A 22,507-nucleotide genomic window follows, 5' to 3' on the forward strand; every position below is an offset into this window, starting at 1 on the left:
GCCAACACATCCCCTCGACACGACACTCGATCACCCTGGCGCGGGGTGGAGCAGCCCGGTAGCTCGTCAGGCTCATAACCTGAAGGTCACAGGTTCAAATCCTGTCCCCGCAACCAAACATCATATCCCACATCAGCCGGCTCGCCCAACGCGAGCCGGCTTTTTCGTGTTTTAAGCAGGCACGACGCTAAGCCTTGCCTCTTCTACTATCTCGATGATGCAAGGCCCCCTGTCCCGAGTAGAGCAGGGGAGGGGGCTTCTCACTTCCCGCCAGCGATGAAGACGGTCTATTCGCCCTGGGGTAAGGCGGCAGGGCCGCCGTCCGGGTTCATGCCTTCTACGGGCGGCTTCCGCCGTGGGCGAGGAGGCGCGGCGGGTGCGGTGGCCGCGGTGACGTTGACGCCGAGGCGCGTCGCCAGGGCGAGGGCGCGGTTCTCGGTGACCCGGAGATGGCAGAAGCCGTGGGCGCCTTCGCGTGCATAGGTGCGGCAGAGCTGCTCGCGGTCCGACGAGAACGCGGCTTGCTCCGTCACGATCGGGCGGACGTCCTCGCGCCGCGCCCGCTGGGTCATTAGCTTGTAGTTCTCGCGCACCGCCTTGTCGGCGACGCCCCGGGCTGAATCGAACTCGGAGGAGCGGGGAATCAGGGTGGCCGCGGCCGGCCCCCACAGGCCGACGGGGGTGGTTGCGCAATCCTGGGCGGAGAACGTGCAGACCGGCGTCGGCCCGAGGCTCGATACCAGCACGCCGCCTTCCGTCACGTCGAACCGCAACGGGCACTCCGCGGCCGCCGCCTCATAACGGGGCACACCTTCCGGCCGGCCCTCCGGGGTCAGGGTGATTGTGCCTCCGCCGCCGAGCGGCACCTTGCAGGTCTCCGTCGGCTGCGAGACTTTGGTGCCCGGCAGCGTGATCCGCGCGGACAAACCCGAGCCGGCGCGCTCGAGCTTGAGGCTGCCGCTCAAGCCGTTGAGCATCAGCTCCTGGCCGACCAGCCCATCTTCCGATGGGGCCTTCAGCACCACGGGGCGCGAGGGGACGACCGGGCGCGGTGCCTCGGGCACGGAGGCCGCGGGATCGTCGGGAAGCGGCGTGCCGGGGATCGGTGCGGCGGGCGGGCCCGCCGGGACCCCGCGCGGCGGCACAGGAGGTTTCGCTGCGCGGCCGATCCCGAACAGCTCCTCGAAGAAGTTTTGGGCCGAGGCTTCGCCGGGCATCAGGGCCGCGAGCGCGAAGCAGGGAACCGCGAGAAACGGGATGACGGGGCTGCGGGTCGGACGCATCGGGTCTTTCGGTACGGCGGCAGGTGGCCCGCGCGATGCCGGCCTCGCACCATGCTGGACGCTCTTTACGAAGCGTTAACACGGCTTCGGTGGCGGAGGCGTGGCCGAGGCGCAACAAAATGCAGGCCGGCGGGACGGCGTTCGAGCAAGTCCTGGAGGCGAGTCGGCACCATAGCGATGCAATGCACGGGCGAAACAGCTTCAAAATCGATCGGCCGGCCGCGTTCCGCGTGACGGCGCAGGCACTTGGCGCGAACGCGCATCTCGGAGGCGGCTTCGCCTTGCGAGCCTGCATCGCCCTTCTTATATCCGGCGAGACGCGGGATTAAGCGTGGGATCGGAGCCGTTCGCGGCCCCTGTTCCGGCCCCGGTTCCGTCTCCACATCTTCCAGCACCACACCGCCATGGGCCGAGCTGCTTCGGGGCTCGGCGGTCTGCTTGATCGCAACCAACATAAGGGATCCCACCATGGGTAAAGTCATCGGCATCGACCTCGGCACCACCAATTCGTGCGTCGCCGTGATGGAGGGCTCGCAGCCCAAGGTCATCGAGAACGCGGAAGGCGCCCGCACCACGCCGTCCATCGTCGCCTTCACCGACGACGGCGAGCGCCTCGTCGGTCAGCCGGCCAAGCGCCAGGCTGTCACCAACCCCGACCGCACCTTCTTCGCCATCAAGCGCCTCGTTGGACGCACCTACGACGATCCGATGACGCAAAAGGACAAGGGTTTCGTGCCCTACACGATCGCCCGCGGCGACAACGGCGACGCCTGGGTCGAGGCCGACGGCAAGAAGTACTCGCCCTCGCAGATCTCCGCCTTCACGCTGCAGAAGATGAAGGAGACCGCGGAGGCTCATCTCGGCCAGCCGGTGACGCAGGCCGTCATCACGGTGCCCGCCTACTTCAACGATGCCCAGCGCCAGGCGACCAAGGATGCCGGCAGGATCGCCGGCCTCGAGGTGCTGCGCATCATCAACGAGCCGACCGCGGCCGCGCTCGCCTACGGCCTCGACAAGAAGAAGGCCGGCACCATCGCGGTCTACGACCTCGGCGGCGGCACCTTCGACGTGTCGATCCTCGAGATCGGCGACGGCGTGTTCGAGGTGAAGTCGACCAACGGCGACACCTTCCTCGGTGGCGAGGACTTCGACAACCGCGTGGTCGAGTACCTGACCGCCGAGTTCAAGAAGGAGCAGGGCATCGATCTGACCAAGGACAAGCTCGCCCTTCAGCGCCTCAAGGAAGCCGCCGAGAAGGCGAAGATCGAGCTGTCCTCGGCGACGCAGACCGAGATCAACCTGCCCTACATCACCGCCGACGCCACCGGGCCGAAGCATCTCGCGCTCAAGCTCAGCCGCGCCAAGTTCGAGTCCCTCGTCGACGACCTGGTGCAGCGCACGATCGAACCCTGCCGCAAGGCGCTCAAGGATGCCGGCGTCTCCGCGTCCGAGATCGACGAGGTCGTGCTCGTCGGCGGCATGATCCGCATGCCGAAGATCCAGGAAGTGGTGAAGTCGTTCTTCGGCAAGGAGCCACACAAGGGCGTGAATCCGGACGAGGTCGTGGCCATCGGCGCCGCGGTCCAGGCCGGCGTGCTCCAGGGCGACGTCAAGGACGTGCTGCTCCTCGACGTGACCCCGCTCTCGCTCGGCATCGAGACGCTGGGCGGCGTGTTCACGCGGCTCATCGACCGCAACACCACGATCCCGACCAAGAAGAGCCAGACCTTCTCGACGGCCGAGGACAACCAGAACGCGGTCACCATCCGGGTCTTCCAGGGTGAGCGCGAGATGGCGGCCGACAACAAGCTGCTCGGCCAGTTCGACCTGATGGGCATTCCGCCGGCTCCGCGCGGCATGCCGCAGATCGAGGTGACCTTCGACATCGACGCCAACGGCATCGTCAACGTGACGGCCAAGGACAAGGCGACGAACAAGGAGCACCAGATCCGCATCCAGGCCTCGGGCGGCCTGTCGGACGCCGACATCGAGAAGATGGTCAAGGACGCCGAGGCCAACGCCGAGGCGGACAAGAAGCGCCGCGAGCTCGTCGAGGTGAAGAACCAGGGCGAGAGCCTGGTCCACGCGACCGAGAAGTCGGTGAAGGAGTACGGCGACAAGGTCTCGGAGGCCGACAAGGGCGGCATCGAGACTGCGATGACCGCGCTCAAGACTGCGCTCGAGGGCGAGGACGTCGAGACCATCAAGGCCCGCACGACGGACCTGATGCAGGCCTCGATGAAGCTCGGCGAGGCGATGTATGCGTCCAGCCAGACGCCCGAGGGTGGGCCGGAGGCGACCGCCGGGGCCGAGGCCAAGAAGGACGACGTCATCGACGCCGACTTCTCGGAGGTCGACGAGAAGGACCAGAAGAAGCGGGCGTAAGCTTCGCGTACGAGTTGAAGCGGGGCCGGAGCGATCCGGTCCCGTTTTCGCTTGCGGCGGCGGCGTCCGACCTTCATTCCGGGGCCGCCGACGGCCCCGAAGGTCGGAACGCCGCCGGCCACTGGGACGACCCTTCACGACGACGGCACGACGGCGCCGACTGCCGGGGGCAGGCGGACGGCCGGTTAGGCACTATCGAGGCAAGGCATGTCGAAGCGGGACTATTACGAGATCTTGGGTGTCGCCAAGACCGCGTCGGACGGCGAGATGAAGGTCGCCTTCCGCAAGCTCGCGATGACCTACCATCCGGACAAGAATCCCGGCAACAAGGACGCCGAGATCAAGTTCAAGGAGATCAACGAGGCGTATCAGTGCCTGTCCGACGGGCAGAAGCGCGCCGCCTACGACCGGTTCGGCCACGAAGCCTTCACACAGGGCGGCGGCCAGGGCGGCCCCGGATTCGGCAACGAGTTCGGCGACTTCATGTCGGACATCTTCGACAACTTCTTCGGCGACGGCCGCGGCGGCGGCCAGCAGCAGGCCCGCGGGCGCGGCGGCGCGCCGGGCCGCGAGCGTGGGGCGGACCTGCGCTTCAGCCTGGAGATCACCCTCGAGGAGGCCTTCACCGGCAAGGCCGAGACCATCAAGATCCCGACCTCGATCACCTGCGAAACCTGTGCGGGGTCGGGCGCGAAGCCCGGCTCCAAGCCGCGCACCTGCCAGACCTGCGCCGGCTACGGCCGGGTGCGGGCCGCGCAAGGCTTCTTCGCCATCGAGCGCACCTGCCCGAACTGCCACGGCCGCGGCGAGATCGTCGACGACCCCTGCGCGGCCTGCGCCGGGGCGGGTCGGGTCAACCGCGAGCGGACGCTGGCCATCAACGTGCCGGCGGGCGTCGACGACGGACTGCGCATCCGCTTGGCCGGTGAGGGCGAGAGCGGCCTGCGCGGCGGGCCGGCCGGCGACCTCTACGTGTTCCTCTCGATCAAGCAGCACGCCTTCTTCCAGCGCGACGGCGCCGACCTGTTCTGCCGGGTCCCGATCTCGATGGTGACGGCGGCGCTCGCCGGCGAGATCACCGTGCCGGTGATCGACGGCTCGCAGACGCAGGTGCGGATCCCGGCCGGCACCCAGACGGCCAAGCAGTTCCGCATCAAGGGCAAGGGCATGCCGGTGCTGCGCGCCCGCGAGGTCGGCGACCTCTACATCCAGGTCTTCGTCGAGACGCCGCAGAACCTGACCAAGCGCCAGCGCGAGTTGCTGCAGGAGTTCGGCCAGACCGCGTCCGACGACAACCACCCCGAGGCCGCCGGCTTCTTCTCGAAGGTGCGCGACTTCCTCGGCGGGTTCGGCGGCACCGCCCGCCCGTAACCCTGTGCAGACCCCGCGGCGTCCACCGGATGAAATCGTCGCCGGCCCGGTTGAGCCTGCGGCCGGGACCGGATCGATCGGCGCAGGCATGTGTGATCGCATTGTGCTAGGCACGGGCGCGACCTTGCCTGTAAGACAAGTGCCGACCGTCGCGTTCACTGCCGGGATCGCCTTTCGGTGATCCAACCTGAAGGAACACCGGACTTGCCGCCGCTACGTCGTTCCAGTGCGAAAACCTCGTCCGTGAACGCGAAGGTGCGGCGCGATCCGCTGGAGGACGAGGCACGGTTCCTCAAGTCCTGGCTCGAGCGCCCACTCGTCACCGGCTCGGTCACGCCGTCCGGCAAGATGCTGGCCAGGACCATGGCGGCCTACGTCGACCCGGCCGTTTCAGGGCAGGTGATCGAGGTCGGACCCGGGACGGGTCCCGTCACCGAGGCGCTGATCCGCCGGGGCGTCGCGCCCGAGCGCCTCGTGCTGATCGAGTTCAACCCTGATTTCTGCACCCTGCTGCGCCGCCGCTTCCCCGGCGTCACCGTGGTGCGCGGCGACGCCTACGACATTCGCGGAAGCGTCGGCGCAGTGATGACGGGGCCGGCCGCGGCGACCGTCTCCAGCCTGCCGCTCTTCACCAAGCCGCTGGAGCAGCGCCTCGACCTGCTCAACACCGCCCACGACCTGATGCATCCGGGCGCGCCGTTCGTGCAGTTCACCTACGCCGTCGTCCCGCCGATCCCGGCGCGCTGCGCGATGGGCAGCTACACCGCCAGCGGCTCGAACCGGGTCTGGCTCAACCTGCCGCCGGCCCGGGTCTGGGTCTACCGCCGGCCCTGATCGAAGCTGCCCGAACACAATCTGAGCGCGTGCCTCAGGTCACATTCAGGTGAGGCCCGCTATCTCTCCGCTCAACGCCGTCGGCGAAAGCCGCGGCGCACAGCAGGAGAGCGCCGATGACCACGACACCGACCCGCACCAGCCTCGCCCTCGCAGCCCTCGCGCTCGCTGGCGGCCTCGCCCTCGCGGCACCGGCCCAGGCCGCGCCGTTCGCACCGGCCCCGCTCGCCGAAGCTCATGCCGACGTTGTGCAGGCGCAGTACGGCTACGGATACGGCCACCGCCATTTCGGCCACGGCCCCCGCCACTTCGGCTATGGCCCGCCGCGCGGCCGTCATTTCGGCGGTCATCACGGATTCGGCGGCCCGCGCTTCGGGCATCACCATCACCATGGGCGCGGCTACGGCTACGGCCGGGGCTACGGCCGCGGCGGTTGGTAGGTAAGATCGGGCCGGTGGCGAAAGCCACCGGCCTTCTTCATGGCTTCGGCGCGATCCGCTCGATCACCGCCGGCCCCTCGGCCGCCGCCTCGCCCAGGCTGTAGGCCGCCCGCAACGCAGCCTCCGCGCGATCCGCCGCCGCCGCGTCGGCGGCGTGAACGATCCCGAGCAACCCGCTCGCATCCCCCGGCCGGGCGAGCTCAGAGAATCCCACCCGCCCGTCGATCCCGTCCTCCGGACGGGTACGGCCGCCGCCGAGGCCGATCACCGCGAGCCCGATCGCGCGGGTCGCGACCCGCGCGACTTTGCCCTCCGCCCGCACCTCCCGGATCACCGGCGCCGCCGGCAGGTGCCTGGTGGGATGCTCCATCAGGTCGGCAGGGCCGCCGAGCGCGGCGAGCATGCGCGAGAACGTCTCCGCGGCCCGGCCCGAGGCGAGGCTCGCCTCCAGCATCGTGGCCGCCGCGTCGAGATCGGGCGCGAGCCCGCCGGCCACCAGCATCTCTGCGGCGAGCGCCAGGGTCACTGCATGGAAGCGCGGCTCGCGGCGCCCGGCGAGGTAGTCGACCGCGTAGGCGACCTCCAAGCCGTTTCCGGCGGCGCTCGCCAGCGGCGCGTCCATGTCGGTGATCAGCGCCACGGTGCGCAGGCCCGCGCCGTTCGCCACCGCGACGATGCTGTCGGCGAGCGCCCGCGCCGCGTCGATCCCGGCCATGAAGGCGCCGGAGCCGACCTTCACGTCCATGACGAGGCCGTCGAGCCCTGCGGCGAGCTTCTTGGCGAGGATCGAGGCGGTGATCAGGTCGAGCGACTCCACCGTCCCGGTCACGTCGCGGATCGCGTAGAGCCGGCGGTCTGCCGGCGCGAGGTCCGCGGTCTGGCCGATGATGGCGCAGCCGACCTCGGAGACGACGCGCCGGAACCGGTCGAGGTCGGGCGTCGCGTCGTAGCCGGGAATGCTGGCGAGCTTGTCGAGCGTGCCCCCGGTATGGCCGAGGCCGCGCCCGGAGATCATCGGCACGTAGCCGCCGCAGGCCGCCACCATCGGCGCGAGCACGAGGCTGACCGCGTCGCCGATGCCGCCCGTCGAGTGCTTGTCGAGGACCGGGCCGGACAGGTTCCAGGCCAGCACGCTGCCCGATCGCGTCATCGCCTGCGTCAGCGCTACCCGTTCGGCGATCGACATGCCTTGGAAGAACACCGCCATCGCGAAGGCCGCCGCCTGGCCTTCGCCGACGCGCCCGTCGGTCAGCCCGGCGATGAAGTCGGCGATCTCCGCGGGCTCCAGCGTCGCCCCGTCGCGCTTGCGCCGGATGGTCTCCTGCGGAAGCCTCATGGCGTCGCCTCCGGACTGGTGGCATCCCCGCGGGCGGCCATCAGCACGCCGAACAGGCTGCTGGCGCCGAGCCGGAACGTCCCAGGGCCGGCCCAACCCGACCCCATGACTTGGTCTGTGAGCGCGAGGTAGGTCGCGGCGTCGGCGAGCGTCCGCAGGCCGCCGGACACCTTGAGGCCGCCCCGCCCGGCCTCGCGAATCGCGTGCAGCATGGTCTCGGCCGCCTCCGGCGTGGCCGAGACCGCGCTCTTGCCGGTGGAAGTCTTGATGAAGTCGGCGCCGGCCGCGAGCGCCAGCCGGCTGGCTGTGGCGACGGTTTCGCGGGCCTGCAACTCGCCGGTTTCCAGGATCACCTTCAACGCGGTTCCGGGGCAGGCCTCGCGCACCGCCTCGACCATGAGGCGGGCCGCCTCCGCATCGCCGCGCAGGAGCGCCCGGTAGGGCAGGACGAGGTCGATCTCGTGCGCACCATCGCGCAGCGCCTCCGCGGTGTCCTCGACCGCGCGGTCCACATCCTCGCCGCCCGCCGGGAAGTTGATCACCGTGGCGATCCGCACCGGCCCGCCCGCCAGAACGCGCGCCGCCTGATGCACGAATTGCGGCCAGACGCAGACCGCAGCGACCCCGCCCGCGCGGGCGTCCCGGCATAGCGCGTCGACCTGCGTCGCCGTGCAGGTGTCGCCGAGGTCGGTCAGGTCGAGCAGCGCGAGAGCGCGCCGGGCGGTCGAGGCCGAGTTCAAGGTCGGTTCGGGCATGCGCGTGCGCTTTCGGGGCGGCGTGAGGCTCAAGGATCGCCGCCGGGCAGGCCGGCGACGAAGTTTTGGATCAGCCGGACGAGGTCGCCGGCCGCAGCCGCCGCCGCCTGCTTGGTCTCGGCATGATGCGGGTCGCCGTCGCCGATCCCGGCGGCGCGGTTCGTCACCACCGAGACCGCGGCGACCGGCAGGCCGAGGAAGCGGGCGAGGATCACCTCCGGTACCGTCGACATGCCGACGAGGTCGGCGCCGAGCAGCCCCGCCATCCGCACCTCGGCCGGGGTCTCGAAGGACGGCCCGGAGAACCACGCGTAGACGCCCGCATGCAGGGGGATGCCGCAGGCGGCCGCGGCCGCATCGAGCCGGGCGTTCAGGGCTGGGTCGTAGGCCCGCATCATCGGTACGAAGCGGGCGTCGCTCGGCTCGCCGACGAGCGGGTTCATCCCCGACAGATTGAGGTGGTCGGACAGCCGCACGAGGCTTCCGGGGCCGGCCGCCGGCATCAGCGAGCCGGAGGCGTTGGTGAGTAGCAGGCAGGCGGCGCCGAGGGCCTGCGCGGCGGCGAGCGGCACGCGCATCGCGGCGGCGTTCCCGTGCTCGTAGGCGTGCGCCCGACCCTCGAACACCAGCACCCGCCGCCCGGCGATCGAACCGCGATGAAGCCGCCCGCGATGGCCGCTGACGCCGGCGCCCGGAAAGCCGGGGATCTCGGCATAGGGCCGCGAAACCGCATCCGCGAGCCCGTCGGCGAGGCCGCCGAGCCCGGTGCCGGCGACGATCGCGCAGGCATAGGGGCCGGCAAAGCCCGCCGCGCGCAACGTGTCGACCGCCTCAGTCACCGAGCATCTCCTGGACGAGCGTTTCGGGCCCGAAGGAGTCCGGCAGCAGCGCGTCGAGGGTGAAGCTGCGCCGGACCCCCTCCGGCCCCGCCGCGTGGATCGGCGTCGCGGGCGCGGCGAATTCGCGGATGCGCTGACGGCAGGCGCCGCAGGGCGTGACGAGGCCGCTGCCGTCGCCGAGCACCAGGATTTCGCGGATGCGCCGGCCGCCGGCCAGGATCATCGCGGCGATCGCCCCGGCCTCGGCGCAGGTGCCGACCGGATAGGCCGCGTTCTCGACGTTGCAGCCGGCATGGATCGCGCCGTGCTCGTCGCGGAGCGCTGCGCCGACCGCGAAGCGCGAGTACGGCGCATGCGCCCGGCCGCGTGCCCCGGCGGCGGCGTCGAACAGGGCGGCGAGGTCGAGAGGGGAGGGCGGCATCCCCGATCATTGGCATCGCCCGGCGTGAGCTGTCGAGGGGGGCGCGGGGCGGCGCATGCGGGTGCGGCGCCGGCTTTCCCTTGCCGGGGGCACGTTCTAGAACCCTCGCCAGGAATTCATCACCCGAGGACGACGATGCTGGGCCGGTACGAGCGCGGAGCGGGGGGCGAGGCGGTGGTCGCCTACGGCGACGGCACGATGCGCGTGGTGAAGCCCGGCGCCTTCGTGCGTTGCGCCACCACCGGCGTGCCGATCCTGCTCGACGACCTGCGCTACTGGAGCGCCGTGCGCCAGGAAGCCTACGCCACACCGGACGCCGTGATGGAGCGGCTGAAGCAGACCGGGCGGCCGTAGGCGGCGTTCATACTAAGTCTCATGGGTCAGGACCCATGAGGTCCGGCGGATTGCCGCCGCCCCGCAGTCGCGGGGGCCAGACCTCGATGAGTCGGGCTCATCAAGGTCTGGTATCAGACGTCGCGGCGTTCCAGGATCTCGATGCGGACGCCGTCCGGCCCGTCGATGAAGGCGACCCGCAGGCCCGGCCGCATCACCGTCGTCTCGACGAGCACCGTCACGCCGCGCGCTCGCAGGTCGGCCATCGTCGCGTCGATGTCGGCGACGCCGAGCCCGATATGTTCGATGCCGAGATGCGGTGCTGTCGCGGGCGGCGCGAGGTCGGCCGGTGCCTGCTCGATGAACACCCTCAGGCCGCCGAGGTCGAGCACGACCCGACTGAGCGGCGTGCCCTCACGGCGGATCTCCCGCGCAGCGAGCGTGTCGACGTAGAAGGCGGCCGCGGCCGCCGCGTCGCGGCTGCGCAGGTGGACGTGGTCGATGTGGAAGTCCATTCGGTCCTCGCGGTGACCTAAATCAAAGCCCGGTCGAGGCGGATGATCCGACACGGGGCGCCGGCGCGCGCGGCCGGCGCGTGCGGTGCGCGGACCAGCAGCGCCTCGGCTCGGCCCAGCACCGCCAGCATCGACGAATCCTGGCGCGATTCCGGGTGCGCCACCGGCAGCCGGTCGGGGGCGGTGTCGAGCACGGCGCGCATGTAGTCCTGGCGACCGTCGTTGGCGTCGAGGTCCCGGCCGAGGGTGGCGGGCTCGCTGCGGTCGGCCCCGGCGCGGGGATCGCCGAGCAGCGCACGGATTGCCGGCACGACGAAGAGCAGTCCGCAGACGATGGAGGAGACCGGGTTTCCCGGGAGCCCGATCACCAGCATGTCCCCGAGATGCCCGTGCATCAGCGGCTTGCCGGGGCGCAGCGCCACGCGCCAGAACCCGAGCTCCAGCCCTTCGGCGGCGAGCGCGGTCTGGACGAGGTCGTGGTCGCCGACCGAGGCGCCGCCGAGGGTCACCAGCAGGTCGGCCTCGACCGAACGCGCCCGCGCGAACGCCGCCTCCAGCGCCGGGAGCGTGTCGCCGGCGATGCCGAGGTCGATCGGCTCGCCGCCGGCGCCGTTCACCAGGGCGGCGAGCGCCAGCGCGTTCGAGGCGACGATCTGGTCCCAGGCCGGGATTTCGCCGGGCTGCACCAACTCGTCGCCGGTGGCGAGGATCGCGACACGGGGCTTGCGCCGAACCGCGACCCGGCCGTGGCCTGCCGCGGCGGCGAGGGCCAGGCGGCGCGCGTCCAGGGTGTCTCCCTCCGTCAGGAGCACGTCGCCTTCCGAGAAATCGAGGCCGGCGCGGCGGACGAATCTGTGGGGCGTCACCGCTTCGAGAGCGTGGATCGTCGGGCCTTCGGCGCGTGCGTTCTCCTGGATCAGGATCCCGTCGGCGCCCTCGGGGACCGGGGCCCCGGTGAAGATCCGCACCGTCTCGCCGGGGCCGATCGTCCCCGAGAAGCCGTGGCCGGCGGCGCTCGTGCCGACGAGGCGCAGGCGCGTGCCCTCGGTCGCGTCGGCGGCGCGCACGGCGTAGCCGTCCATGGCGGAGGCGGGGAAGGGCGGCTGCGTCCGGGTGGCGACGACGTCGACCGCCAGCGTCCGCCCGGCGGCGGAGGCCAGCGGCACGTCCTCGGCCGCGGTCGCGCCGGGAACGCTCGCGAGGATGCGCGCCAGCGCCTCGGCGACGGGGATCAGTCCGCTCATCTAGCGTGCCCGGTCACTTGGCGCCCGATCACGCCGCGTCCTCCGCCCGGTAGGCGCCGGAGCGGCCGCCGTCCTTGGCGAGCAGGCGGATGCCCTCGATCCGCATGCCGCGGTCGGCCGCCTTCACCATGTCGTAGACCGTGAGGCAGGCCACCGAGACCGCGGTGAGCGCCTCCATCTCGACGCCGGTCGGCCCCTGTACGCGGACCTCCGCGGTGAGACGCAGGCCCGGCAGCGCGTCGTCGATCTCGCACTCGACGCGCACCTTTGTGAGGAGGAGCGGGTGGCAGAGCGGGATCAGCTCGTGGGTGCGCTTGGCCGCCATGATGCCGGCGAGCCGCGCGGTGCCGACCACGTCGCCCTTCTTGGCGTCGCCCTCGCGGATCAGCGCGAGGGTCGCCGGCAGCATCACCACCCGCCCCTCGGCGCGGGCGGTGCGGGTGGTCGCGGGCTTGTCGCCGACGTCGACCATGTTGGCCGCGCCGCTGGCGTCGAGGTGGGTGAGGCGAGGTTCGTCCACGCTCACGCCTTCGCCTTCTTCGCGGGCTTGGCGTTGAAAGGCTTGCCGCCGAACAGCAGCGCGTGCGTCGCCGCCGTCACGTCCGGCTGGCGCATCAGGCTCTCGCCGACGAGGACCACGTTGAGCCCGTGCCGGCCGAGCCGCGCCACGTCGTCGTGTCCGCCGATGCCGCTCTCGGCCACCGCGATGCGGTCGGGCGGGATCGCGGCGCCGAGCTTGATCGCGGTCTCGAACGAGACCTCGAAGGTCTTCAGGTTGCGGTTGTTGACGCCGATCAAGGCGGTGCCGAGGGGGATCGCGCGGGCGAGCTCGGCGGCGTCGTGGACCTCGACCAGCACGTCCATGCCGAGTTCCTTCGCGGTCTCGACCAGGGCCAAAGCCTCGTCGTCGTCGAGGCAGGCCATGATCGCCAGGATGCAGTCGGCGCCCCAGGCCCGCGCCTCGTAGACCTGGTAGGGCTCGAACAGGAAGTCCTTGCGCAGCACCGGAAGCCCGCAGGCGTCGCGCGCCTGGATCAGGTATTCGGGCCGGCCCTGGAACGAGGGCTCGTCGGTGAGCACCGAAAGGCAGGTGGCCCCGCCCTTCTCGTAGGCCGCGGCGAGCGTCGCCGGGTCGAAATCCGCGCGGATCAGGCCCTTCGACGGCGATGCCTTCTTCACCTCGGCGATCAGGGCCGGGCGGCCTTCCGCCACGTGCGCGCGGATCGCGTCGGCGAAGCCCCGCGGCGGCGAGGCCTTGGCGGCCCGCGTCTCCAGCTTGGCCAGCGGCACTCGCAGCTTCGCCTCGGCGATCTCGCGGCGCTTGTACGCCTCGATGCGCGCGAGCACGCTCGAACGGTCGGTGGCCGGCGGCTCGGTCGGAGGCGGCGGCTCGGCGAGGGCGTCGGTGGCCATCGGTATCCCTTATCCGTTCGAGACCGCGACGAGACGGGCCAGCGTCGCGCGGGCCGCCCCCGAATCGATCGCATCCTGCGCCCGCGCGACGCCGTCGGCGAGGGCATGCGCCGAACCTGCGACCACGAGCGCGGCGCCCGCATTGAGAACCGCGATGTCGCGGTAGGCATTGCGCGTGCCCGAAAGCACCTGGCCGAGCGCCTGCGCATTGTGCTCGGGGTCGCCGCCGCGGAGCGCCTCGAGATCGTGCAGCGGCAGGCCGACGTCGCGCGGGTCGATCGCGAAGGTCGAGGTCCGCCCGTCCTCCAGCGCGACGACCTGCGTCGGGCCGGTGACGGTGATCTCGTCGAGGCCGTCCGAGCCGTGGACGGTCCAGACCCGGCGGCTGCCGAGTTCCGCGAGGACCCGCGTCAGCGGCTCGGCCCAGGCGCCCTGCGAGACGCCCAGCAGCTGGCATTCGACGCCGGCGGGGTTCGAGAGCGGCCCGAGCAGGTTGAAGATGGTGCGGACCGGCAATTCCGAGCGCACCGCCGCCACGTGGCGCATCGCGCCGTGGTGGGTCTGGGCGAACATGAAGCACAGTCCGGCTTGGGTGAGGCATCGGCTCAGGCCCGCGGGGTCGAGGCCGAGCCTGACGCCGAGTGCCGCCAGCACGTCGGCCGCGCCCGAGCGCGAGGTCGCGGCGCGGTTGCCGTGCTTGGCCACCGGCACGCCGCAGGCCGCGGTGAGGATCGCGGCCAGCGTGGAGACGTTGTAGCTGCCCGAATGGTCGCCGCCGGTGCCGACCACGTCGACGCTGCCGGGGGGCGCCTCGACCCGGACCATGCGGGCGCGCATCGCCTCGACGGCGCCGACGATCTCCTCCGGCGTCTCGCCGCGGACCTTCAGGCCGACGAGGAAGGCCCCGGCCTGGACCGGGGTGACCTCCCCGGAAAGCAGGTCGTCGAAGGCCGCGCGAGCCTCGGCCCGGTCGAGGGAGAACCCGGCGGCGACCTTGGCGAGATGGGGCTTGAAGGATTCCATCGGCTCGACGGGCGGCGCGTTCGCGGGATGCCGCGTCAATGCACGCCGGGGCGGGCCTTGTCACCTGCCGGGTTTCGCCCGCGGCCGTGCGCCTGGTTCCACGCCGTCGCGATGTCGAGGAAGTTCTGCAGGATGCGCGTTCCGTGATGCGAGAGGATGCTCTCGGGGTGGAACTGCACCCCGTGCACCGGCAGGTGCGCGTGCTCCAGGCCCATGATCAGGCCGTCGGCCTCGGCGGTCACGGTCAGGGCCTCGGGGCAACCGGCGCGGTCGACCACCAGCGAATGGTAGCGCGTGGCGTCGAAGCTGTCGTTGAGCCCGCGGAAGATGCCCGTCGCGCCGTGGCGGATGGTCGAGACCTTGCCGTGCATCGGCGCGGGCGCCCGCACCACGTCGCCGCCGAAGGCCTGCCCGATCGCCTGGAGGCCGAGGCAGACCCCGAAGATCGGGATCTCGCCCGAGAGCTGGCGCACCGCGTCGAGACAGATGCCGGCCTCGTTCGGGGAGCAGGGGCCGGGCGACAGCACCAGGGCGTCGGGCGCGCGCGCGCGGATCTCGTCCACCGTCACCTGGTCGTTGCGCACCACCTCGATCGCGCCGCTGAGCGGGCCGATCAGGTGGACGAGGTTCCAGGTGAAGGAATCGTAGTTGTCGATGACGAGGACGGAGGGCGTCGGCGCAGGGCTCATGGCCGACGATCTGGCCCGGCGGGCCGCGTCGGTCAAGACGCCGCGAGCGTCCCCCTTCGCGTCGCGGATCAAGCCGCCGGTTTCGGCCCGACCAGGGCGAACGGCGTGCCCTGCGGGTCCTGGGCCTGGACGATCCAGTCGCCGCCGGGCACCGGGTGAGGACCCTGCAGGACCGTACCGCCTGCCGCCGCGACGCGCTCGGCCGCGGCGTCGATCGCCTCGACGGCGATGTAGAACAACCAGGACGGGGCCGTCGGAAGCGGTGCGCTCATCATGCCGCCGAGGTCCACGCCGTTGCGGGCGAAGACCTGGTAGGTGCCCATCGGCCCCATGTCGACGGCCATGGATGTCTCCCAGTCGAACAGCCCGGCATAGAAAGCGAAGGCCGGCTCCCAGTCGCGGGCGTGCAACTCGTGCCAGGCGAAGGGGCCGGGCGTTCCCCGCGGCGGCATCGGCGGCGGGGGGCCGTCGCCGCGGAAGAGCGCGAAGGCCGCGCCCTGCGGGTCGGCGGCCATGCAGAACCGGCCGACCCCGGGGATGTCCCGCGGCGCGAAGGTGATGCGCCCGCCGGCCGCCGTGACGCGCTCGGCGGAGGCGTCGACGTCGGCGACGCCGACATAGCCGAGCCATCCGTGCCGCGTGCCGGCGGGCGCCTCGCATCCGGCCGACGCCATCATCCCGCAGATGCGCACGTCGCCGACCGTCGCGAGGCGGTAGTCGATGCCGGGCATCCCCGCATCGACGATCGCCCAGCCGGCGACCGCGCCGTAGAAGGCCTGCGCCGCCGCGACGTCGGGGGTGGTCAGCTCGTACCAGACGAAGGTGCCCGCGTGATCCGCCATCGCCTTCGATCCTTTGCACGGGCCGGTTTGTCGCATTGCGATCTATGTTGATATCAACGTAGATCGATTCATGTCAACGGCCGTCTCCTTCGCGACCACCGCCCACATCCGCGACGCCTGCCTCTGCCTGCACGCGCAACGGGCCGCCCGCGCGCTCGGCCGCCGGTTCGACGACGCGCTTCGGCCCCTCGGGCTGACGAGCGGCCAGTTCTCGCTGCTGATGGCGCTGAACCGGCCTGAGCCCGCCGCGATGTCCGCGGTGGCGCGCCTCCTCGCCATGGACCGGACCACGCTGACCGCGGCCCTGAAGGTGCTGGAGCGGCGCGGCCTCGCGACGGTGGCGGTGGACCCGGAGGACGGGCGCGGGCGGCGTCTGTCCTTGACCGAGGCCGGCCGCGCAGGCCTCGCGGCCGCGGTTCCGGTCTGGCGCGCGACGCACGCGGCCGTCGAGGCGACGCTCGGCGGCGTCGACGCCGACATGCTGCGGACGGGCTTGCGCGCTCTCGCCTGAGGCGGCCTGCGCGTCGGCCGGGCCTACTGCCCGCGCTTCGCCTGGGCCGCGAAACGCACCGCGTCCTCGGCGGCGCGGAACAGGGCGCGGGCCTTGTTCACGCATTCCTGATGCTCGGAGGCCGGGTTCGAGTCGTAGACGATGCCGGCGCCGGCCTGCACGTGCATGCGGCCGTCCTTCACGATCGCGGTGCGCAGGACGATGCAGGTGTCCATCTCGCCCTGCGCGCCGAAATAGCCGATGCAGCCGCCGTAGGGCCCGCGCTTCTCGCGCTCCAATTCGTCGATGATCTCCATCGCCCGCACCTTCGGCGCGCCCGAGACCGTGCCGGCCGGGAACCCGGCCGCCAGCGCCGCGAGGGTGTCGTGCCGCGGGTCGAGGTCGCCCTCGACGTTCGAGACGATGTGCATCACGTGGCTGTAGTATTCGAGGAAGAACGAGCCGGTGACCGTGACGGTGCCGAGCTTGGCGACGCGGCCGACGTCGTTGCGGCCGAGGTCGAGCAGCATCAGGTGCTCGGAGCGCTCCTTCGGGTCGGCCAGGAGCTCCTCGGCCAGGGCCCGGTCCGCGGCCGGCGTCGCGCCGCGCGGGCGGGTGCCGGCGATCGGGCGGATCGTGACCTTGTCGTCGCGCACCCGCACCAGGATCTCGGGGCTCGAACAGACTACCTGGAAGTCGCAGAAGTCGAGGTAGCACAGGAACGGCGCCGGGTTCGTGCGCCGGAGCGAGCGGTACAGCGCGATCGCGGGCAGGGTGAACGGCGCCTCGAAGCGCTGCGACAGCACCACCTGGAACACGTCGCCGGCGACGATGTACTCCTTCGCCTTGGCCACCATCGCGAGGTAGGCCTCCGGCGTCGTGTTCGAGACCGGCTCGGGATGCGCCACCGCTGCAAGGTCGATCCGCGCCTCGATCGGCAGCGGCCCTTCCAGCGCCTCGGCGATCCGGTCGAGGCGGGCGAGCGCCGCCTCGTAGGCGGCCCGCGCCGTCACGCCCGCGGCCGGCCGCACCGGGCAGACGACCGTGATCAGGTCGCGCACGGAATCGAACACCACCATCACCCGCGGGCGCACGAGGATGGCGTCGGGCACGCCGAGCGGGTCGGGATTGGGCTCGGGCAGCCGCTCCATGGCGCGAACCATGTCGTAGCCGAGATAGCCGAACAGGCCGGCGGCCATCGGCGGTAGCTTGGGCCCCTCGCGCTCCACGATCGCGCTTTCGGCGATCAGCGCGCGCAGGGAATCGAGGGGCGTCCGGTCGTCGGCGGCGAAGTCGGCGAGGTCGCCGCGGGCCAGCGCCGCCCGGCCGTCGCGGCAGCGCCAGGCGAGGTCGGGATCGAGGCCGATCATCGAGTAGCGCCCGCGCACCACGCCGCCCTCGACCGACTCGAGCAGGAAGGCGGGGCCGGGATGGCGGGCGCGGAGCTTGAGGAACGCGGCGACCGGCGTCTCGAGGTCGGCCACCAGCGTCAGGTCGAGGAGGACCGGCCGTCCGGCCTCGTAGGCCGCCTCGTAGGCGGCGTAGTCGGACGCGTCCGCCATCGGCCTCAGGACTCGCCGCCGATCGCGCGCCGCAGGGCCGCCTGGTTGACGCTGACACCGGCGTTCTTCTGCACCTCGGCGATGTATTCGCCGAGCACGTCGTCGGCGAGCGCCGTGCGGAAGTTGCCCTCGATCGTCTTGTCCGCCGGGCTGCCGGCGACGAAGGCCGGCATCGTCGCGGCCTCGACCTTGTAGACCGCGCGCGACTCGCCCGACGCAGCAGAGCCGGCCTTGCCGACGGCGGTGGCGAAGATGCGGTTGACCACGTCCACGGTCAGCGCATCCTTGGTCTGGTTGCGGGCGAGGTCCTCGCCGTCCTGCGGGTTGACGCCGACCTCGGTGCCGAGCGCCTCGATGGTTTCGCCCTTGTCGAGCCGCTCGGCCAGCGCCTTGCCCTTGACCTGGAGCAGGCGCGACACCTCGGCCTCGCGCCAGCCGGCGGCGACCGCGTCGCGGACCTCGTCGAGGGGCTTGTCGTGTGCGGCGTCGATCTTGGTCACATCGTACCAGACGTAGCCGCCGGCCTTGGTCCGCAGCGGCTCGTTGTCCCCGCCGATCTCGGCGCGGTAGAGCGCCGGCAGCGTCGTCCCGGAATCGGGGATGCCGGAGACCGTCTGGCCCGCCGGGTCTTTCCCCTGCGCGTCGACCGCCGGGATCGTCACGATCGGCAGGTCGCGCTCCTTCGCGATGTCGGCGAGGGGCTTGGCGCCGGCGCGCTGGTCCTCGATCGCGTCGTGGATCTTGTCGACGCCGTCGCGGGCGCGCGCCAGGGCGATCTGCTTGCGGATCTCCGGCTCGACCTCGGCCAGCGTCTTCACCGTCGCCGGCTCGATCGCGGTGACGTGGAGGAGCACCGTGCCGAAGCGGCCCTTCACCGGCTGGCTGGTGCCGTCCTTCTCAAGGCCGAAGGCGGCGTCGGCCACCGCCGGGTCGAACAGCTCGGCCCGCGTCAGCGTCCCCAGCGTCAGGTCCTTGCCGTCGGCGCCGCGCTCCTGCGCCACCGCATCGAAGCTCTTGCCCTCCGTGATCGCCTTGCGCGCCGCCTCGGCGGCGGCGGCGTCGGGGAACACGACCTGCTGGATCGTGCGCTTCTCGGGAGAGCCGAACCGCGCCTTCTCCTGGTCGTAGACCTTCTGCACCTCCTCGGCCGTGACGGCGTCGGGCTTGGCCATCGCCGTCGGGTCGAGCACCAGCAGGGTCGCGGCGCGGTATTCCGGCGCGCGGTAGGCCGCGCGGTTGCCCTCGTAATAAGCCTTCAGCGCGTCCTGGCTCGGGGCGGCGATGTCGCCGGCGGCGGACGGCGGCAGCATCAGGTAGGCGGCCTTGCGCCGCTCGGTGGCGTAGCGGTGCACCGCCCCGCGCATCGCCTCGGGCACGTGCAGGTCGGCGGAGACGGCTTCGGCGAGCTGCAGGCGGGCGATGACGGCGCGCTGCTCGCGCACGAACATCGCCTCGTTCAGGCCGGCGCGCTGGAGGGTCTGGTAGAACAGCGCCGACTCGAACTGGCCTTGCGCGTTCTGGAAGCTCTTCTCGTCGTGGATCGCCCGGATCACCGAGGTGTCGGGCACCGCGAGGCCGAGGTCGTGGGTCTTCTGGTCGAGGGAGGCCTCGGTGACGAGCTGCGACAGCACCTGCCGGTCGACGCCGAGCGCCCGGGCCTGGTCCGGGGTCAGGGTGCGCCGCATCTGCGTCTGGTAGCGCTGCAGCTGGTTCTGGTACGCGGTGCGCACGGCCTCGGCGGTGATCGGCGTCTTGCCGACCGTGGCCACCGCGGTCGACGAGCCGCCGCGGAAGAACTCCTCCACGCCGAAGACCGCGACGCCCGCGATCAGGAACGTGAAGATCACCGTCAGCACGATCTTGCCGAGCCAGTGCTGGCTGGCGTTGCGGATGTTCTGCAGCATGCTGGTGGCTTGACTCTCTTGCAGGCTCGCGCGCGCTCGGATCGCCGGGGCGGGCGCCGCGAGGCGCCGTCCTTCGATCCGTCCGCGATAGCCTAGTCCGCCCCGGCAGGCAAAGGCGGGCGCGCGACCGCCTACTGCGTCAGGCGGGTCATCCGCACGGCACGGTCGAACATCGCGCTGAGCGAGGCATTGATCTCGTCCGACGAACTGGCCGTGAAGAAATAGCCCGGTGAGGCGCAGCTCTTAAGCGGCGTCGAAAGCGTCGGGCTGAACTGATTGACGCGGTTGTTCTCCCAAGCCGTATAGGTCCCATCGTCCGGGGAATTGATGGTAATGTACGGGATGTAGAGAATCGAGATCGTTGCACCGGCATTCTTCAGTGCTGTGCAGTTGGCGGGATCGATCTGAGAAGGGCTAGAACTATCCCACCAAGCATTGGAGTACCCAGCAAATTTGGACGGATTTCCGGGATAGGTGTACTTTCCGTTCTTTATGATATAGTAGTGCTGCCCGTTCTGCATGCCGTCCGTGATCAGAAATACGAACGGTTTGGGGTTGCTGGTGGACGACCCGTCACCGAAAGCCGAGATCGCCGACTTCATCTGGGGCAGGGCAACCTCGAAATGCGTCCCGCCGCTCCCGGTGCCGGTGCTCGGGTCAACGTTGACCGAGAGCTGAGTGGTGTTGGTGTCGAGAAGTTTCGTAAGCGTCATCGGCCAGGTCTTGGCGCAATCGGCCGCGGTGCTCGCGCTGGCGAGGTTGCCGGAGAGCGGCGAGAGCGTCGCCAACTGGTTGATGAACGGATAGATGCCGACCCGATACTGGTTCGGGACGATCTGGTTGCCGGCGCGCTGGAGCAGCAGACAGACGGCGTTGTTGACCGAATCCGAGCGTAATTGGATCTGTGGGCTGGCGTTCACAGCCTTGTTCCATCCGTTCGCTCCGGGGAAGTGGCAGGCGAACATGCAACCCTGCTTGGAGTCGGTCATCGCCGACTCGACGTTCATGCCGGCGAGCCGGTTCATGTCATTGACCGAGGTCGGCAACCCCATCGAGCCCGAGACGTCCACCATCAGGTAGAAGTCGAGGTAGCTCGGGAGATCGGTCGAGGCGGTCACGGTGTTGGCGAGGGTCGTCGTCGGCGTGCGGAAGATCCGCCCGAAGTTGTTCGTCACGGTGGCCGTGTAGACGATCGTCGAGGTCAGTGTCTGGCCGCTCGATACCAGCTGCGGCGTCTGGAGCGTGTAGGTGGCGTAAGGAACTTTTCCTGCGTTGACGTTGAAGACGTTGGTGGCCTGGGTGATGCCCGCCGCGATCGCCTTGGCGGTGAGGTTGGATTGGCCCTGGTTGGCGGCGATGTAGGCCTTGGCGGTCGCCACGGCTGCGACCGCGGCCGCATCCGCTGCGCTGTCGAGCTTGGTCTTGTCGGTGATCGAGACACCGTAATCGACCCCGAGCCCGATGAGACCGATCATCGGGATCAGGCTGAGGCCGAAGATGATCGCGACGTTGCCGTCACGCGCCGCCGCGAAGCTCGGACGCGCTGCGGGAGGCCGGCCGGCCCGGCGAAGGCGATTCAGTAGCCAGGACATTTGGAGGCGATCCCGTCGCTGTTCGTGGTGTCGTAGTTCACGAGGCTGGCGTAGCGTGGCTGGACGTAGACCGAGCGGGCGACCCGGCTGGCCGGGAAGAACTTCGCGCCGAAGGTAGGCTTGAACGTGAAGACCACGTCGATGACGATGAGCGAGCCCGGGCCGTAGACCGAACGCGGCAGGGTGCCGGCGCTCGCCGCCGCCGTGTTGTCCGCGGGCTGCAGCGGCGTCACACAGAGCCGCTTGTTGCCGCCGTAGGTCCCCGTGCTCGTCCAGACGACGTTGGCGTTGTAGCAGGCGCTCATGTCGGCGCTGTCGGTGCAACCGGTGGACTTCTGGGTGAAGGCGACGCCGGTGTAGTTGATGGTGATGTCCTGCCACCATTGCAGACCTTGCCGCGGAGCGTCCTTCAGAAGGTAAGGGAACAGGACGAGGGCCGCGTCGTAGCTGAAATGCAGGTCGGTCGCGTTGACCGTCGCGATGGTGGAGCCCTGCGGCGGCGTGGTCTGGGAGATCATCTGGCCGATCGAGTGTGCGACGAGCTCGACCTTCCGCGTCGCGTTGACGTAGGTGATCACCTGGAGGCCACCCAGCATCAGCATGAGAAGGATCGGGAGGACGATCGCGAACTCGACGATGGACACGCCGCGTCCGTCGTCACGAAAGCGTCGCGCCAGGATTGTCGGGCCGCGCGCCATCAGAACTTCTCGTTGCGGAACGCCGCGGTCGAGACCGCCAGGTAGCTGTTGGTGCCGCCGTTCCCGAGCATGGACGCGAAGGCCGCGGGCAGGACGGGGATCGGGTAGATGACCTGCAGGTACTGGTAGTCGCCGGCATTCCCGAGATTGTATTGGCCCGGGCCGCTGCTCTGCGACGGGATCTGCAATCCGCTGCCGTCCGGCTTGACGAAATTGTAGTATCCGCCCGCGGAAGGCAGCGGGACGATGTAGAGGTTCACCACGACGTTCGCGCACGACATCACGCTCGGAAGCTTGCTGCAGAGCGCGGTCTTAAAGGTGGCCTGATCCGTGGACCCGAACTGGGCTTTGCCGGTCATGACCTGACGCGCGGTCTGGCTCGTGGCGTAATCCAGCCGCTGGTTGACGAACAGAACCAGGGCGGCGACCATGACGAACGTGATCGTCAACAGCAGCATTGGCGCCACGAGGGCGAACTCGACCGCCGTCGCCCCACTTCGACCCTGTAGCAATTGCCGTGCACCGCGCATGCCCTGTC

General features: G+C 70.6%; 23 protein-coding genes and 1 tRNA gene. 7 read left to right on the top strand and 17 right to left on the bottom strand.

Going from position 1 to position 22,507, the window contains the following annotated elements; all coding sequences use genetic code 11:
• Positions 1-39 precede the first annotated feature (39 nt).
• Positions 40-116 (top strand) — tRNA-Met (locus FV234_RS09595).
• 171 nt (positions 117-287) lie between these two features.
• Here the strand turns inward: FV234_RS09595 and FV234_RS09600 are convergent.
• Entirely contained in the window at positions 288-1,283 is a 996-nt protein-coding gene (locus FV234_RS09600; protein WP_147828956.1) for a hypothetical protein, read from the bottom strand.
• A 468-nt stretch (positions 1,284-1,751) separates the two neighbouring features.
• Here FV234_RS09600 and dnaK point away from each other — a divergent pair, with 468 nt between their 5' ends.
• The 4 genes from dnaK (at position 1,752) to FV234_RS09620 (ending at position 6,313) form a co-directional block, all read left to right on the top strand.
• A complete protein-coding gene (gene dnaK, locus FV234_RS09605; protein WP_147828958.1) occupies positions 1,752-3,668 on the top strand; it encodes a molecular chaperone DnaK in 1,917 nt (638 codons plus the stop codon).
• Between the two features lie 207 nt (positions 3,669-3,875).
• Positions 3,876-5,039: a molecular chaperone DnaJ gene (dnaJ, locus tag FV234_RS09610; protein ID WP_147765159.1), complete on the top strand. Its 1,164-nt coding sequence runs from the start codon at positions 3,876-3,878 to the stop codon at positions 5,037-5,039.
• 204 nt (positions 5,040-5,243) lie between these two features.
• Positions 5,244-5,873 (top strand): rRNA adenine N-6-methyltransferase family protein, encoded by a 630-nt coding sequence (locus FV234_RS09615; protein ID WP_147828960.1) that lies wholly within the window; start codon positions 5,244-5,246, stop codon positions 5,871-5,873.
• Between the two features lie 116 nt (positions 5,874-5,989).
• Complete coding sequence (locus FV234_RS09620; RefSeq protein WP_147828962.1) at positions 5,990-6,313, top strand: hypothetical protein; 324 nt, start codon at positions 5,990-5,992, stop codon at positions 6,311-6,313.
• Between the two features lie 37 nt (positions 6,314-6,350).
• On the opposite strand, the gene deoA is transcribed toward FV234_RS09620, so the two are convergent.
• The 4 genes from deoA to FV234_RS09640 are packed head-to-tail and all read right to left on the bottom strand — an operon-like array spanning position 6,351 to position 9,664.
• Positions 6,351-7,649 carry a thymidine phosphorylase gene (gene deoA, locus FV234_RS09625; RefSeq protein ID WP_147828964.1) on the bottom strand — a complete coding sequence of 433 codons (1,299 nt, stop codon included), beginning with the start codon at positions 7,647-7,649 and terminating at the stop codon, positions 6,351-6,353.
• Positions 7,646-8,404, bottom strand: a complete 759-nt coding sequence (deoC, locus tag FV234_RS09630; RefSeq protein ID WP_147751402.1) for a deoxyribose-phosphate aldolase — start codon at positions 8,402-8,404, stop codon at positions 7,646-7,648. The genes deoA and deoC overlap by 4 nt, the downstream gene beginning before the upstream one ends.
• A 29-nt stretch (positions 8,405-8,433) precedes the next feature.
• Complete coding sequence (locus FV234_RS09635) at positions 8,434-9,243, bottom strand: purine-nucleoside phosphorylase (protein WP_147751401.1); 810 nt, start codon at positions 9,241-9,243, stop codon at positions 8,434-8,436.
• On the bottom strand, positions 9,236-9,664 hold the full coding sequence (locus tag FV234_RS09640; RefSeq protein WP_147751400.1) for a cytidine deaminase: 429 nt from the start codon (positions 9,662-9,664) through the stop codon (positions 9,236-9,238). The genes FV234_RS09635 and FV234_RS09640 overlap by 8 nt, the downstream gene beginning before the upstream one ends.
• Positions 9,665-9,799: 135 nt before the next feature.
• On the opposite strand from FV234_RS09640, the gene FV234_RS09645 reads away from it, so the two are divergent.
• On the top strand, positions 9,800-10,018 hold the full coding sequence (locus FV234_RS09645) for a DUF2093 domain-containing protein (RefSeq protein ID WP_147751399.1): 219 nt from the start codon (positions 9,800-9,802) through the stop codon (positions 10,016-10,018).
• Between the two features lie 113 nt (positions 10,019-10,131).
• Here the strand turns inward: FV234_RS09645 and FV234_RS09650 are convergent, their stop codons facing one another.
• The 7 genes from FV234_RS09650 to FV234_RS09680 all read right to left on the bottom strand — a co-directional run bounded on the left by FV234_RS09650 (position 10,132) and on the right by FV234_RS09680 (position 15,723).
• Positions 10,132-10,512 carry a VOC family protein gene (locus FV234_RS09650; protein ID WP_147751398.1) on the bottom strand — a complete coding sequence of 127 codons (381 nt, stop codon included), beginning with the start codon at positions 10,510-10,512 and terminating at the stop codon, positions 10,132-10,134.
• Positions 10,513-10,529: 17 nt separating this feature from the next.
• Entirely contained in the window at positions 10,530-11,756 is a 1,227-nt protein-coding gene (glp, locus tag FV234_RS09655; RefSeq protein ID WP_147751397.1) for a gephyrin-like molybdotransferase Glp, read from the bottom strand.
• A gap of 28 nt (positions 11,757-11,784) precedes the next feature.
• A complete protein-coding gene (moaC, locus tag FV234_RS09660) occupies positions 11,785-12,276 on the bottom strand; it encodes a cyclic pyranopterin monophosphate synthase MoaC (protein ID WP_147762347.1) in 492 nt (163 codons plus the stop codon).
• A 2-nt stretch (positions 12,277-12,278) separates the two neighbouring features.
• A complete protein-coding gene (gene trpC / locus FV234_RS09665; RefSeq protein ID WP_147751395.1) occupies positions 12,279-13,169 on the bottom strand; it encodes an indole-3-glycerol phosphate synthase TrpC in 891 nt (296 codons plus the stop codon).
• 9 nt (positions 13,170-13,178) lie between these two features.
• Entirely contained in the window at positions 13,179-14,192 is a 1,014-nt protein-coding gene (gene trpD, locus FV234_RS09670) for an anthranilate phosphoribosyltransferase (protein ID WP_147828966.1), read from the bottom strand.
• A gap of 35 nt (positions 14,193-14,227) precedes the next feature.
• On the bottom strand, positions 14,228-14,881 hold the full coding sequence (locus tag FV234_RS09675; protein WP_147828968.1) for an aminodeoxychorismate/anthranilate synthase component II: 654 nt from the start codon (positions 14,879-14,881) through the stop codon (positions 14,228-14,230).
• A gap of 68 nt (positions 14,882-14,949) precedes the next feature.
• A complete protein-coding gene (locus tag FV234_RS09680; RefSeq protein WP_147828970.1) occupies positions 14,950-15,723 on the bottom strand; it encodes a VOC family protein in 774 nt (257 codons plus the stop codon).
• Positions 15,724-15,793: 70 nt separating this feature from the next.
• On the opposite strand from FV234_RS09680, the gene FV234_RS09685 reads away from it, so the two are divergent.
• The gene (locus FV234_RS09685; RefSeq protein WP_147828972.1) at positions 15,794-16,234 is read left to right on the top strand and encodes a MarR family transcriptional regulator; all 441 of its coding nucleotides are present in this window, start codon (positions 15,794-15,796) and stop codon (positions 16,232-16,234) included.
• A gap of 23 nt (positions 16,235-16,257) precedes the next feature.
• Here FV234_RS09685 and trpE read toward each other — a convergent pair whose 3' ends face one another.
• From trpE to FV234_RS09710, 5 genes are all read right to left on the bottom strand, one after another.
• Positions 16,258-17,775, bottom strand: coding sequence for an anthranilate synthase component I (gene trpE, locus FV234_RS09690; RefSeq protein ID WP_147828974.1), 1,518 nt, complete (start codon positions 17,773-17,775; stop codon positions 16,258-16,260).
• A gap of 5 nt (positions 17,776-17,780) precedes the next feature.
• The gene (locus FV234_RS09695; RefSeq protein ID WP_147828976.1) at positions 17,781-19,679 is read right to left on the bottom strand and encodes a peptidylprolyl isomerase; all 1,899 of its coding nucleotides are present in this window, start codon (positions 19,677-19,679) and stop codon (positions 17,781-17,783) included.
• 131 nt (positions 19,680-19,810) lie between these two features.
• Positions 19,811-21,271: a pilus assembly protein TadG-related protein gene (locus FV234_RS09700; RefSeq protein ID WP_147828978.1), complete on the bottom strand. Its 1,461-nt coding sequence runs from the start codon at positions 21,269-21,271 to the stop codon at positions 19,811-19,813.
• The gene (locus tag FV234_RS09705) at positions 21,256-21,915 is read right to left on the bottom strand and encodes a TadE/TadG family type IV pilus assembly protein (RefSeq protein WP_238272227.1); all 660 of its coding nucleotides are present in this window, start codon (positions 21,913-21,915) and stop codon (positions 21,256-21,258) included. Before FV234_RS09705 ends, FV234_RS09700 begins: the two co-directional genes overlap by 16 nt.
• A gap of 53 nt (positions 21,916-21,968) precedes the next feature.
• Positions 21,969-22,499 (bottom strand): TadE/TadG family type IV pilus assembly protein, encoded by a 531-nt coding sequence (locus FV234_RS09710; protein ID WP_147828982.1) that lies wholly within the window; start codon positions 22,497-22,499, stop codon positions 21,969-21,971.
• Between the last annotated feature and the right edge of the window lie 8 nt (positions 22,500-22,507).

The sequence above is a fragment of the Methylobacterium sp. WL8 genome (assembly GCF_008040045.1).
In the GTDB taxonomy this organism is placed as follows: domain Bacteria; phylum Pseudomonadota; class Alphaproteobacteria; order Rhizobiales; family Beijerinckiaceae; genus Methylobacterium; species Methylobacterium cerastii.